Source organism: Pseudoalteromonas neustonica, from assembly GCF_001653135.1.
Taxonomy (GTDB): Bacteria; Pseudomonadota; Gammaproteobacteria; order Enterobacterales; family Alteromonadaceae; genus Pseudoalteromonas; species Pseudoalteromonas neustonica.
In genome coordinates, this window is record NZ_BDDS01000036.1 from 1 (window position 1) to 14,422 (window position 14,422).

General features: G+C 39.8%; 10 protein-coding genes and 3 pseudogenes. 10 read left to right on the forward strand and 3 right to left on the reverse strand.

Translation table 11 applies throughout. The features are described 5' to 3' along the window. Positions 1-218: pseudogene (locus A7967_RS23525) on the forward strand (hypothetical protein); the annotation flags it as partial. A 17-nt stretch (positions 219-235) separates the two neighbouring features. On the opposite strand, the gene A7967_RS21665 reads toward A7967_RS23525, so the two are convergent. The 3 genes from A7967_RS21665 to A7967_RS21675 all read right to left on the reverse strand — a co-directional run bounded on the left by A7967_RS21665 (position 236) and on the right by A7967_RS21675 (position 3,498). Then, positions 236-619 carry a DUF1842 domain-containing protein gene (locus tag A7967_RS21665; protein ID WP_054203172.1) on the reverse strand — a complete coding sequence of 128 codons (384 nt, stop codon included), beginning with the start codon at positions 617-619 and terminating at the stop codon, positions 236-238. A gap of 225 nt (positions 620-844) precedes the next feature. After that, positions 845-2,152, reverse strand: a complete 1,308-nt coding sequence (locus A7967_RS21670; protein WP_231658945.1) for a sensor histidine kinase — start codon at positions 2,150-2,152, stop codon at positions 845-847. Continuing rightward, positions 2,149-3,498: a sigma-54-dependent transcriptional regulator gene (locus A7967_RS21675; protein WP_054203173.1), complete on the reverse strand. Its 1,350-nt coding sequence runs from the start codon at positions 3,496-3,498 to the stop codon at positions 2,149-2,151. The genes A7967_RS21670 and A7967_RS21675 overlap by 4 nt, the downstream gene beginning before the upstream one ends. A gap of 549 nt (positions 3,499-4,047) precedes the next feature. Here A7967_RS21675 and A7967_RS21680 point away from each other — a divergent pair. The 9 genes and pseudogenes from A7967_RS21680 to A7967_RS21715 form a co-directional block, all read left to right on the forward strand. Continuing rightward, positions 4,048-5,298: an efflux RND transporter periplasmic adaptor subunit gene (locus tag A7967_RS21680; RefSeq protein WP_054203174.1), complete on the forward strand. Its 1,251-nt coding sequence runs from the start codon at positions 4,048-4,050 to the stop codon at positions 5,296-5,298. Between the two features lie 17 nt (positions 5,299-5,315). Continuing rightward, positions 5,316-6,053 carry an ABC transporter ATP-binding protein gene (locus tag A7967_RS21685; RefSeq protein ID WP_054203175.1) on the forward strand — a complete coding sequence of 246 codons (738 nt, stop codon included), beginning with the start codon at positions 5,316-5,318 and terminating at the stop codon, positions 6,051-6,053. Between the two features lie 26 nt (positions 6,054-6,079). Then, positions 6,080-8,545: an ABC transporter permease gene (locus tag A7967_RS21690; RefSeq protein ID WP_054203176.1), complete on the forward strand. Its 2,466-nt coding sequence runs from the start codon at positions 6,080-6,082 to the stop codon at positions 8,543-8,545. Then, positions 8,545-10,980, forward strand: a complete 2,436-nt coding sequence (locus A7967_RS21695) for an ABC transporter permease (RefSeq protein ID WP_054203177.1) — start codon at positions 8,545-8,547, stop codon at positions 10,978-10,980. The genes A7967_RS21690 and A7967_RS21695 overlap by 1 nt, the downstream gene beginning before the upstream one ends. A gap of 695 nt (positions 10,981-11,675) precedes the next feature. Next, positions 11,676-12,374 (forward strand): hypothetical protein, encoded by a 699-nt coding sequence (locus A7967_RS21700; protein WP_231658947.1) that lies wholly within the window; start codon positions 11,676-11,678, stop codon positions 12,372-12,374. 259 nt (positions 12,375-12,633) lie between these two features. After that, positions 12,634-13,206, forward strand: a complete 573-nt coding sequence (locus A7967_RS21705; RefSeq protein ID WP_054203178.1) for a hypothetical protein — start codon at positions 12,634-12,636, stop codon at positions 13,204-13,206. 221 nt (positions 13,207-13,427) lie between these two features. Next, positions 13,428-13,637 (forward strand): annotated as a pseudogene (locus A7967_RS22640) (Mobile element protein); the annotation flags it as partial. An 83-nt stretch (positions 13,638-13,720) separates the two neighbouring features. Next, positions 13,721-14,053 (forward strand): annotated as a pseudogene (locus A7967_RS21710) (transposase); the annotation flags it as partial. A 92-nt stretch (positions 14,054-14,145) separates the two neighbouring features. Continuing rightward, positions 14,146-14,422 (forward strand): transposase (locus A7967_RS21715; RefSeq protein ID WP_501193730.1); only part of this gene is annotated, 277 nt, incomplete at its 3' end.

The following is a 14,422-nucleotide window of genomic DNA, read 5'->3' on the forward strand; positions in this document are numbered from 1 at the left end:
GCATGTTTGGCATTTATACTGCGTTATCGCCTATTTATGGGGAACAACCACACGACATAGGCTCTGCCTTGCCTAAATACCAAATAGACTGCTGCAAAATCAATCACGAAAGGTCAACACGCCCTAGTTATAGCGCAATTTTTTTATCATTAAATAGACCTCATATCTATCCCGATTGGTATTTGGCATTCAACAAAATTGAATGCCATTTAATATAAAAACTAACTTCAATCGATTAGTCTATTAGGCTTACTTCACATTGATAGGTGTTATCACCAACAGAGAAACTACCTTTACCATTGTATTCATTATCAACGCCAAAGCTTGCGGTAAATGGAGACTGGTAACTACCAATTGCCGGTGGTGGGAAAGATACAACGGCTTGGCCTGTTACAGCGCCCACTTTAGTGACACCATTAAAGCCAGTTGCATGCATATGTCCTGATGCACTGGATGTGAAATGAGGTGAATGCTGCGTCCCTTCTTGAATGCTCCCATTCGCTCGACCATTTAATGAGCCTGTTACTGGATCTACGGCAAGTTGGATCTCCATAGAGCCCCCACCAACTACAGAAGATTTAAATTGTAGTTTAACTAGGTATAAGCTTTCATTAGACATTTTCTTCTTCCTTTTATATGTGCTGCACATTATTGTGCGGTCATTCATTTATCGAGGAAAAGTGTAGGAGGGGCTCAAAAAAAAGTATATTACAGCACATTACACTAAGTTAAATGTGAGTGAGGCTGGGTATTTTCGCTGTTATATTTAAAAAACGAAACGTTTGTGCAAAAAAGTATTCACCGATTGTGCTAAATATCTTTTATTATTTATTTTCGATATTAACTAATTAGGCAGCAAGACGGTTGCGATCACGCCTTGGGTTTTGTTCTTGTTTATTAAACTCAAGCTACCGTGATGTTGCTCTATTACGTTACGGCAAAAGCTGAGGCCGATGCCTTGGCCCTGTTGTTTAGTAGTGTAAAATGGCACGAATATGTTGTCTGGGTTGGCGAGCCCTTGGCCGTTATCATCAATGGTGATGCAGTTTACTTTGCCTTGATTATGCACGCTCAGTGCTATTTTTATGGGCGGGATGCTTGCTTCGATGGCATTTTTTACTAGGTTGATCATCACTTGGTGAATAAACGTGCGGTCGGCCTTAAAGGTTGTGGCGTTAGTCACGCAGCTAAATTCAACATCAGGATAAATTGCACATACTTGTTTTAAAAATGCAGCCGTGTCTATTTCAACTATATTGAGCGTCAGTGGTTTATTTATATCGCCATAGCGGGTGACAAACTCATTAAGATAATTACAGCGCTCACTTATTACATTAAGCGCTTGTACTTGGCGTGGCTCGGTGAGCTTCACGGCGAGATTTTCAGCCATAGCAGTAACAGGGGTGAGTGAGTTGCGAATTTCGTGACCAAGTACGCGAATAATTTGCTGCCATGCTTGCAGTTGGTTTTCGCGAAGGGCTGAGGTGATGTCGATCATAACAATAAGCTGATGACAGCTGCCTTGCTCTATAAATTCACTGTGACGTATTTGCCATTGCTGGGCTGTAATAACATCGCTAAATTGCCAATGCGCGCCTTGTTTTGTAAGCCCTAATTGTTCTGCGCTGGTGTAGCGTAAGGTTTGCCATTGTGTCTGTTTAAATTCACTAAACGCATTATTGGCATAGCTGAGTTTATTGTGTTGATCGAGCACCATGATCGGCACATTAAAATGCTCAATTAATTGATACACCAAAAACACATGCTGATCGTAGCGCGACTTCTTTTTAAATAACTCTTCACTTAACTCGATCAAGCTTTGCTGTAATTTGTGAATACTTCCCGCCTGATAGCTGGGCTTAACGAGTTGGTTGTAATCTTCGTTTAAAATGGCATCTAAGTGGGCGTGATTGCGGTTAAAGCTGTTGATCACTTTTTTGTAGGTACGAGTAAACAGTTTAAGGTAAATAGCTAAAAATAGACTTGAAATAACGGTAGAAGTAACAACAGATAAAGCAAAATATTGGCCAATAAAATAGCAACCCAACGCCGCTAAAGTGCCACTTAACAGTGCAAAGCCAATTAAGCTGCGTTCAAGCGATGAGTGATAAAGGCTATTTATTTTTATACCGTTTGTTATCCAGTTTTTCATACAGTGATACCGTATTTCTCAAGGCGACGATACATAGATGATTTGCCTAAACCTAATAATTTTGCGGCGTTAGGAATATGCCCCTGAGTTTGTTTTAGCGCTAAATTAATTAGTTGGCGCTCAGCGTGCTCTAGTGTAATTAATGGTAATGTGTTACTGCTTTGATTGCTTTGTAAATTTAAGTCATTGGCGGTCAATGTATCGGTTGTTGCTAGTAATATTGCCCGTTCAATTACATGGCTTAGTTCGCGTACATTACCTGGCCAAGGATAGTGGTTTAATGCCTGTTTAGCGCATTCGCTTAGGGTAAGCATAGCGCTTGAGTATTTTTTAGCATGTAAATTTATAAAGTGCTCGCACAAAGGCACTATATCTTCCATTCGTTCACGCAGTGGCGGTATAACAAACTCCAACGTGTTTACCCGGTAGTATAAATCTTCTCTAAACTGACCTTGTTTTATCAGTGTGGCAATATCGCCATTGGTGGCGCTTATTAAACGTACATTGGTTTTTTTAGTTTGACTCGCGCCAACCATCTCAAACTCTTGGCTTTCGAGTACCCGCAGTAATTTTGCTTGCTGTGGTAGCGGTATATTGGCTATTTCGTCTAAAAATAAACTGCCGTTATCGGCCAGTTCAAAGCGGCCAATGCGTTCATTTTTAGCATCAGTAAACGCACCTTTTTTATGACCAAACATTTCGCTTTCAAATAATGATTCAACAATAGCCCCCATATTCACCGCAATAAACGGTTGTGTATGGCGCGTAGATTGCTGATGAAGCCATTGTGCTAATTGGCTTTTACCCGTGCCATTTTCACCTGTTAGTAAAATGTTGGCATCGGTTTTAGCTACTTTAGCTAACTGACTTATCAGCTGTTGCATCGCGTGTGACTGATACACAAATGTAGGCGAGGTATGATCGTTAAGCTGTTGCTGCAATTTTTGGTTTTGTTTATTTAACTTTTTAAGCGTGAGTTGCTGATCGAGCAATTTTAATAAACGCTGGTTTTGCCATGGTTTTTCAATAAAGTCACATGCACCTAGTTGCATAGCGCGCACCGCCAGATCGACGCTCGACCACGCAGTCATTGCAATGACGGGAATATCTAATTGTTGTTTATGTAAGTGCTGTAAAAATGCCATACCTTCGTTACCTGAAGTGGTGTCGCGGGTAAAATTCATATCAAGCAAAATAAGGTCAATCGCTTGGCTGTCTTCAATTAGTGTGTGTGCTGTAAAAGGCGAGTCGCATTCGAGCACCTGATAGCCGTTATCTTCTAAAATAAAGCGCGCGCTTAGGCGGATTTCAGGGCTATCTTCGATGATCAAAATAGTGGCAGACATAAACTTCCAAATAGGTGAAATAGGTGAATAAGCGCAGGATGATTGTAGCGTATAGCGATTTCTATGCCAGTGATTTTATTTTTGTATTTCAGCTTGTTAGTTATTTAAAGATGATCAGTCCCTTTTAAGAAGTAACAACGATGAGAGTAAGCGCCTGTGAAACACCCAGCGGGTTGGTTTAAAAGCGATTTATACTGCGTTACTTTTATAAGGGAATGATTTTAACAAGGGAACAACCATTATTTGCAATCAATGCCTTGCCTGAATCGCTTTTAACTCCAACTGAAACTGTATCTTGAGGTGGCTTGGGTGTATAAGGTGTTTTAGTCCGGTTATGGACTATTTGAGTCCGGTTTTGGGGTTGCTGTTTTGAGCATATTGAAAGCGCTAGATCATAGCCAGTTTCAAACTGGTACTGGGTAGTCCGGTATCGCAGCTCTATAAGACTTTTTAAATAATGTAAATTTATAATGCTATGTATTTATTAGGTTTTAATGTTGGCATGTGTTTCGCAATAGCTTAAACATACAAAGCATAACGCGGTGAAATATGGACATAGCAAAAACAAAAGTAGTAAAGCAGTTATCGCTTTGGCATAAGTTAATTTTACTACTGGCTATTATTTTAATTGCAGGAGTGATTTATCAGCGCAGTAGCCAAGTAGGGGTGTCTGTGGCGCGCAGTAATATAATTGTCGCTAATGTACGTCAAGGCGCGCTTGCGGTTACAGTTACAGGTTATGGCGAGCTTAAATCAGCGCAGCAGCAATTGCTAACGGCAAAAACACCCGCCACAGTACAGGCTATTTTATTAAAGCCCGGTGCAATTGTGACCAGTGACTCGGTAATAGTGCAATTAGCCAATCCAACACTTGAGCAGCAACTTGAAAGCGCCCAACAAGAGCTTAATAAACTCAACGCTAATTTACGCCAGTTAAGGTTAAATAATACCCGCGAACTTTTAAATGAACGCTCTCATGTAGCACAAAGCCATGCCGCTTACGAAAATGCTAAATTACAATTAAAAGCTGAAACAAGTTTAGTTGAGCAGGGTATTGTTTCAACGCTTAATTATCAGCGTAGCGTGCTAGACGAGCAACAACTGAGTCAGCAATTAGCGATCGCCAAGCAGCGTGCTGAGCAACTAAAAGCCGTACATATAGAGTCTGAAAATATTCAGCTTGAGCAAATAAAACAGCAACAAGGTTTAGTGGGTATGGCACAAACACAATTAGCTAACTTATCTGTAGTGGCTGGGATGGATGGCGTATTACAGCGCTTACCAGTAGAGCTTGGGCAAAGCGTAAACGCAGGGCAAGAAATTGCGCTTATCGGCTCGGTTGATTTACTCATTGCGATTATTCAAGTACCACAAAATCAAGTGGATGATATTCGATTAGGGCAGCTAGCAGAAGTAGATACACGCCGCGGTATAGTAACGGCAAAGGTAGCACGTATAAGCCCTGTGGTGATCAACAATACAGTAGAGGTAGAATTATCTCTGCCTAAAGAACTTCCTGAAAATGTCAGGCCGCAATTAACAGTTGATGCCAACATTAATGTCGCGCAGCTAAAAAACGTGACTTATATTGAGCGCCCAGCAAATGTAAAACCGCACACTGAAACAGCGCTGTATCAGGTAAACGCACAGCAACAAAGCGCACGCTTGGTTAATATAAAATTTGGCCGCGAAGCTGGGCGCTTTATCGAGATACTTAATGGCGCAAAGTTAGAACAACAACTAATTATTTCAGATTTAACCAACCTTACTCGCAGCAATAGCGAAATCTTAATTAACTAATGAACAGGATGAAAATAATGACAGAGCAAAAAATAACGCACCCCCAAGCCGATGTCGTATTAGCAATGAAGGGCATTAGTAAGGTATTTGAAACCCAAGAACTACAAACCTACGCACTGCGCAGTATTGATTTGTGTATTTATCGTGGTGAATATTTGTCGATATCGGGACCATCTGGCTGTGGTAAATCAACATTACTTTCACTATTGGGCCTACTTGATATGCCAACCAGCGGCGAGTATTTAATTGAAGGGAAAAACGTGTCGGCGCTTTCGCTTAATCAAGCGGCTGAAATTCGCAATGCAAAAATAGGGTTTATTTTTCAATCATTTAATTTAATTGACGAGCTAAGCGTGTTTGACAATGTGGCGTTACCACTGCGTTATCATCACTCTAAACCAAACAAGCAAGTAATTGCTGAAAAAGTAAAAGCGTGCCTTGAAAAAGTAGGGCTGGGGCATCGTATGAGCCATAAACCGAATCAGTTATCGGGCGGTCAGCAACAGCGCGTGGCGATTGCGCGGGCGTTGGTGGCCCAACCCGCAATCCTGTTAGTGGATGAGCCAACGGGTAATTTAGATTCAAAATCGGGCGACCAAGTAATGCAAGTTCTCAGTGAGCTAAACGCTGCAGGTACCACTATTTGTATGGTCACACATGATCCGCGTTACGGCGATATGGCCACTAGGCAATTAAAGTTATTAGATGGCGAAATGCTCGGTGCAGTAAATACCAATGAGGCGTTAAGCGCATAATAAACAGCTAATTTAGTGAGAACTTTATGCAATACTTTTTGCAAACAGCGTGGCAAAACCTAAAACAAAAACCACTGTTAAATACCAGTTTTGTATTAACGGTAGGCTTAACACTTGCGGTACTTATTTGTGTTATTACTTTGGCGTATAACGTTATTTTAAAGCCATTACCGTACCCAGAGCAGTCGTCACTTTATAAAATAGAACAACAACAAATAAAGCAAAATGGCGCAATTGATAATAGTGCATTCACTTACCCAGGTGTACTTGATATTTATAATAATCAAAGTGAGTTTGGTGTGGCAGCCCTTAATTATTATGACGAGGCTATTATTAGCTCGTTGCCAAACCAGCCTAAAGTTTTTGTGAGTTATGTTACCCCGCAGTGGTTTGACTTACTCGGTTGGGAAATGCACCTAGGGAGCCCTTTAAGCGTAATAAATGACACGACCGCTTTAGATCAACAACGGCCTCAAGCGGTGATTAGTTATCAGTTTTGGCAGCAACATTTTGCTGCAAATACCGACGTGATAGGCAAAACCTTAAGCGTTGGAGGGAGCCATTTTAGTGTCAGCGGTGTACTTGACGAGTTTGCTCATGAACCGCAAATGCACAGACCTTCACAAACACGAGAGGTATGGCTGCCGTTTAGTTATAACCCACGTAAAGATCAAACGCAGAGCTGGGCTGGTATCAGCCCAATGATAGCTATGTTAGCTAAATTAAACACTAATATTGACCCTGCACAACTTGCTTTAAAGCTTGCACAGCGCGCTAATCAACTATGGCTGCCACAAGTGACCGAGCGTGCCTTTTTAAAAGGTTGGCAGCTTAATATGCAAGTAACGCCATTACACACAGTTATTTTAGGCGACAGTAAAACTATTTTACAGGTGCTTATTGCAGCATCTGTGGGTTTACTACTGATTGCCTTAACAAACGTAGCTAATTTATTGTTAGCTAAATATCAGCTGCAAAGTCACACTATTGCTATTCATCATGTTGTTGGGGCAAAAACACAGCACATTTATATGCGTAACTTAGTGGATATTGTGACTTTGTTGATCATTGCTAGTTGCTTGGCGTTAGTACTTGCACAATTAGCGTTAATGCTGATAAAAGCACAGTTTGGCGAGTTTTTACCAAGAGTGAATGAGCTTGCGCTCGGCTGGGTTTCTTATTTTACAGTTGTATTATTTGTGGTGTTTACCGGTGTTATTTTAGCAAAGGTGAGTACGCCACATTTAAATTATGGGCAGCTACAATCACAATTGAGTGGCTCAGGAAAAGGGCAAAGTAGTCAAATTAACAACGTCAAACGCCAAGTATTTATTGTTTTACAGATCACTTTTGCCAGCGTGCTGATGTTTGCATCAACACTGGTAATAAACGACGCGCTTAAAAAAGTAAATCAACCACTGGGTTTTGCTGTGGCTGATCGTTATAGCTTATCGGTAGAAGCCGTAGGCGCGCAGCCAATAAGCCGCGAGCAAAGTAAAGAGTTTGTACAAGCAACAGTTAACGCACTCAATAGCCTAGCGGGTGTAGAGGTAGTATCGCGGGCTCGCTCGCCATTTGCACATCATTGGGGCTGGCCAATAAACGATGTAAAACGCCAAGAGCGATACACCAGCTTTATAAATCTAGCCGACGAACACAGCTTTTCATTACTTGATTTACCACTGCTTTCTGGGCGTAACTTTAATTACCAAGAGCTAGTAGACGGCGATTCAGGCATTGTTATAAACCAATCGTTTGCTCATTATCTAAGTCCAGAAGGCAACGCCGTAGGCACGCGCATTACACCAACACAGCGTGAGTTTACAGTGATTGGCGTGGTTGCAGACAAACACTTACCTAACATTGATGGCGAGCGATTTGTAATGTATCAAGCCTCAAACCCTGGGGCACTTAATTTTTTAATTAAAACGAAAGCAGGACAAACTAATACCGAACAAACAAACACCGAACAAACAATAACAAGGCAACAGCTATTAAGTGTGCTTAATAACATTGATAGCCGCTTAGCAATTAGTGAATTTATAAGCCTTGAACAGCAACATGCGCAGCAGCTTAGTCATAGCAAACTCGCACTCTATGGTGCAATTAGCACCGCCGTAAGCGCACTGTTTATTGCCGCAATTGGTTTGTATGGTGTGCTAAGTATTAGCTTACAAATACGGCTTACTGAAATTGCTACGCGAATGGCTATAGGTGCTAAGCTTTATCAGGTTGTGCTATTAATGCTGTTTGATCATGCCAAGTACCTGCTGTTTGGCTTTGTGAGTGCCTTTACCATTGTGTTAGCTATTGTGTTTACAAAAATAGGAATTTTTAACTTAACCACAGTCTCGTTAGCAAACCCATTAAGCGCTGCTTTAGGCGGGTTTACTTTACTGGTTATTACCTTACTAACTTTTATGATTATTGTGTTGGTAATGCAAAAATACGTCACTAAGCCGGTTAATCAATTACTAACGGGGGCACAATAATGAGCTACAACCTTAAAAGTGCCGTTGCTAATTTAATAAATCATCGGGTTTATAGCCTAAGTGTCATTACAACATTAAGTGTAGTGTTAGCTGCACTAATTACCGTACTCACACTGGCGTATATTATGCTGTTAAAACCGCTACCGTATCCTGACCAAGCGCGTTTAGTTAAAGCTGAGTACGCTCAAATTGACCAAACAGGCACGCTCAATACCCGCGCTTTTAATTACCCAGCACTAATTGATTTATATAAAAACCATAATTTATTTGAGCAAGTGGCATTGGTGTATTACGGTGAACAACGCTTAGATGATGTAGCGGGCTTACCCATAGTAAACACCTCATTTGTTACCCCGCAGTGGTTTGATATGTTCGCCATTAAGTTGCATTTAGGGCGTGGTTTTACGCAAACTGAAGTCCTTGATAGCTTTAACCCCGTTGCAGTTATAAGCTATCAAACTTGGCAAAATGACTTTGCCGGCAAAGATAATATAATAGGCCAAACACTGAGCATAGGTGCTCAGCAGTTTAAAATTATAGGTGTGGCAGCGGCTGATTTTAAATCGCCTGCACTTATCAAAACGGGGCAAACGACCGCTGTGTGGCTCCCGTGGGATTACAATTTAACCTCAGCAGAAGCTAAGCCGTTTTGGTGGAACCGTTATTCGCGCAGTCATTTTGTAGCCAAATTACCAAGTAATATAAGCCTTGAGCAGGCAAGTAAAACGTTATCGCAGTATGTGGATAACGTATGGCAGCAGCATATTGATACAGAAGCATTTTTTGCAGGTTGGCATATCGAGCTTGAGCTAAACACCTTGCAAACAGTGATTTTAAAAGAAACGCCACAAAATATTTATTGGCTTATTTTAGCCGTTGCGGGTTTGGTTATTATTGCCTGCGTAAATATTAGTAACGTGTTTATAGTACGAACAGCAGCGCGCAAACATACATTAGCACTGAGTGCGGCACTGGGTGCAACACGGCTTACTTTGTTTAAGCAATTTTGGCTAGAGGTTGCCTTACTCATTGCTTTGGCAAGTAGCATTGGGCTTGCGCTCGCGGCGGCTTTTTTAGCAACCTTAAGCGATTTTGCCATGGCAATATTACCGCGCGCTAATGAGCTTTCTATCAACGCAGTATCATTTCTTATCACATTGTTTAGCGGCTTAATATTAACCACGTTGTTCGCCTTTTTATGTACGCGAATTATAAATTATCAACAATTAATTGGCGGTTTAAAATCAGCAGGTAAAGGTACAGCAGTACAGGTAGGTAAGCGCGTATGGCAAGGCTTGGTCGCCTTTCAAGTAGCGGTAGCGTGTACATTATTATTTATTAATTTTTTAGTCTTTAACGTGAATAAAACCAATATTGACGATGCTTTTACAGTGCCACTTGATCAACTAATCAGTCTAGAGGTTAATTTAGCAAGCCATGTAGCGGCAGATAGAGAACAAGCAAATCAATTATTAAATCAAGTAGCTAACGAGATTGCTTTATTACCCGAGGTTAGGCAAGTAAGTCGTTCATCATCACCGATTAACGATAATTTAATTACTTGGTCATTGGTTGAGGTGGCAAGCAATCAAAGCGTACTACCCTATGGTAAATCAGTTGATGCACAGTATTTTTCATTACTTAAACAACCCGTGTTACAGGGGCGAGGTTTTACAAACGAGGATACTAAAAGCAATACAAAGGTCATTATTATTAACGATGTGTTTGCAAAGCAGTTATCGCCAGATGGCAATGCGTTAGGCAAGCGGCTAAGTTTTGATATGACCTCAGGGCGCGAGAATGACCTGACAATTATAGGCATAGTCAAAGCAATGCCCATTCCTGGGCAAAGTAAGGCACAACCAAAAGCGTTTTTAGCACGTAAAGGCTATCGTTCATTTATTGTAGCGCTTAAGCAGGGCCAGCAATTAACAAAAAATACGCTTAATACGTTATTGCAAAATAGCAACTCAGGGTTGTCGGTGCATCAGTTAGAGCCGTTAAATGCACAGCGCGACACGGCACTGTTTCGCCATTATGTGGTATCGGCGACAACGTTGATGATTATCGCAGCAACCATTGCCCTAACCAGCATTGGTTTGATAGGCATTATGCGTTACTCGGTATTGTTACGCCGCGCTGAAATAGGCATTCATTTATGTATTGGCGCAAAGCCACTGGCATTGTTTTTGTTGGTATTTAAGCAAAATGGCAGCGCAATAATAGCGGGCATAATACTGAGTATTACGTTACTGCTGACCTTACAGCAACCATTGCAATTCATTGCTGGTGGCATACCACAAATTATACAGTTTGGTATGTTATTTATGACGTTATTGTTTGTAATTAGCCTCGGTGCACTAGCGTGTTACTTACCTTTAAATGCCCAGCTAAAACGCCCTGCAATTTACGGTGTGCAAGGGCGAGCTGAGTAATGTAGCTGCTCAACAAATAAAAGAGTAACAAATAAAAGGGTAGTCATAAAAAGGCAGGTAAAGTGAACCTGCCTTTTTTGTTTTTTAAAATACGTCGCACCCTAAAATATTACTATTCAAAGCATCCGCATAGGTTGAGTTGAGTACCACTAAACCCAACGAAATTCACAACAAACTATCAAAGTAACTAAACAAAGGGGCAAGTGATCTGCCCCTCTTTTTTCTTGAAATGAGCGACTTAACTTCATACCTCAAACCATACTCTCCCAGAATGTTTTACCGCTTTTCGAATTAAATAAAGCTTAACAGACATTTTGAATGTGAAGAGTACGGCGCATTTTTTGTATCACTAAAACAAGGGTAAATCGTACCCTTAATAGGGGGGGGGGCGATTTCGATACTAAAATTCTCGGTATGTAATTAGTTTTAATTCTCGCTTTGTATTTTGCGCTGGTCGTAACTTATTGATTTTATTTTAATGTACGTTATTTATTCTCGGTTAACAAAAATGTCAGTTCTTGATTAAGTAAATTCTCGGTATGGTAGTGCTAATTTTTGTTGTCATCGTCATCATAAATTAGTAAGTTAATAATATTATTATAAATTTTAATGCGTATTTATGTGAGTACGGCCACTTTTAGCAAAGTGTTTATCGGTATTCTTGGTAAAACGCTGTTAACTATAAGGGGTTCTAGTTGGGCACTCGTATTATGAATTTCATTGAGAAATCCAATAAGGTATTACTATTTATCGCAGCGATAATTGTAATTATTGCGATAGGTAAAAACATCATCAAGGATCTACTAAGAAAAGATTACTCTGAACCAACGGTTCAAGTTATTGATCATGATGATGCGCAAAAAGAACACCAAAAACCAAAATTAGAAAAAAGATATGTAGGTCAAATAAAAGACGTACATTTATTAGAAATAACCTCAGATAAAATAGTGGAAGAACAATCTTATAGTGCCAATGCGGAAATGATAGTTGTTTCATCATCATTAAGTTTAAGCAGCAACGCAGTTAATTTAATGTTTACTAAGGTTGGTGAAAAAAATAATTTATTATTTTCGAGCAATGCACTAATTGTTGAGTTTTCTCCAACTCAAGAGAAGGAAACTCAGTACCGAAATATTCTAAGTAAAAACATATATTCGGTAGCAAAAAAAGACACTAATAAAGATGGTTTCTTAAACCAATATGATAAAAAAGAGTTATTAGTATCGGAGTATGATGGTTCTAAATTAACATCAGTTATGGAAAATATAGAAGGCTATCAAATTATCAATAATAATCTTGTTTTGGTTTATACGGCTACAGAATACGACACGATTTATTATACCTTAATGTTTTATCAGGTGAGTTACTCAAGCTTGATACAAATTTATAGCTAACAAGCTGTTAAACAAGGACAAAAAACAGTTGGCTTTTGCTCCATCGTCGCTTATTTTAGTCAACTATTTTATTGCCTGTTAACAGGCCGTTGTGGCTGTAGAATTACTCTTTTTTAAGAAAAACAGCCTGCTTTATGGGTTCCAAATGCATTACCTAATGCTTTAAAAACGCTTAGAGTTAATTATAGGAGCTCGTTTTTTAATTGAATTTGGCTGTTAGAGTTATTCTACAGCCTCGTTATGCTTACAGGAGTTAATTTTGAGAATTGCTGCAATACTTGGTTTGGTTTTCTTCTTGATGTCATGTTCTACGCTAAATGTTTCAGGAAAGATGGACTTTAAAAATGAGACATATACATCTCCAAATAATGAATTTATTGTAGATTTACCTGCGTTGATTCATCCAAATGCTAAAGATACAGTTTATCCCAATCAATTATTCGTCGATTTTTTCATTGGTTCAGGTTACTGGACTCCTCAAGGGTTACACACTATTGAGTGGGTTACACTACCCAAAGAAATGACAACTGAGCAATTTCAAAAAGTTCTTCCCGACATTGTAAATGAACACTCTCAGAAAAGGTTTAGCTCTACTGGCCAGTTCAATGTCATAGAGCAGCGAAATTTGCCTGATTCTACCTCTCACAAATTCTTAGCTAAGGGAACTTACCAAAACGTAGCTAGCACGTGGATATGCACCATTAAACTATATAAAAATAGAATTGCGTTTATTTCAAAAGTGTTACCTTTGGAAAACCCGAAGCCGATTACTAAATTGGACGAAAATACAGATGGTTATAGCCAATGGGTGGAATCTTTCAGGGTGCTGTAAGCATAATCGGGTAGCCGGAGGTCTCTAACCTCCAGCCCCCACACCACCCATCATGCGCTTTTTATTAACAGGAAGCGCAATGGGCGGTTCATCTCCCGTAATGAATATTGATCCAAATATCTTTCAACAACAAACAACAAAGATGACACCCATCCTAAAGTTTGTATTTTCTATATTTTGCACTAACTTTTAATTAGTGCAAAAAACAAACAGGGTGTCCTATGGCAATCGCAAGAAAGCGTCAAATAAGTTTGGTTGATACAAAATACTATCATTGTATTTCTCGCTGTGTACGCCAAGCATTTTTATGCGGTGAAGACTGTTTTACAGGGAAGTCTTATGAGCACCGCAGAGGGTGGGTTGAAGAGAAGCTACTGAGTCTAGCCAAGGTATTTTGTATTGATGTGTGTGCTTATGCAGTAATGAGCAACAAAGATGACACCCATCCTAAAGTTTGTATTTTCTATATTTTGCACTAACTTTTAATTAGTGCAAAAAACAAACAGGGTGTCCTATGGCAATCGCAAGAAAGCGTCAAATAAGTTTGGTTGATACAAAATACTATCATTGTATTTCTCGCTGTGTACGCCAAGCATTTTTATGCGGTGAAGACTGTTTTACAGGGAAGTCTTATGAGCACCGCAGAGGGTGGGTTGAAGAGAAGCTACTGAGTCTAGCCAAGGTATTTTGTATTGATGTGTGTGCTTATGCGGTAATGAGTAATCACACGCACTTAGTGCTCTATGTTGATGATAAAAAAGCAAAGAGGCTGAATGATAAAGCCATTATTATCCGCTGGCATAAACTCTGTAAGGGCACTTTGCTTACTCAAAAATACATGCAAGGCAGATCCAACAAAGATGACACCCATTCTAAAGTTTGTATTTTCTATATTTTGCACTAACTTTTAATTAGTGCAAAAAACAAACAGGGTGTAATATGGCAATCGCAAGAAAGCGTCAAATAAGTTTGGTTGATACAAAATACTATCATTGTATTTCTCGCTGTGTACGCCAAGCATTTTTATGCGGTGAAGACTGTTTTACAGGGAAGTCTTATGAGCACCGCAGAGGGTGGGTTGAAGAGAAGCTACTGAGTCTAGCCAAGGTATTTTGTATTGATGTGTGTGCTTATGCAGTAATGAGTAACCACACGCACTTAGTGCTCTATGTTGATGATAAAAAAGCAAAGAGGCTGAATGATAAAGCCATTATTA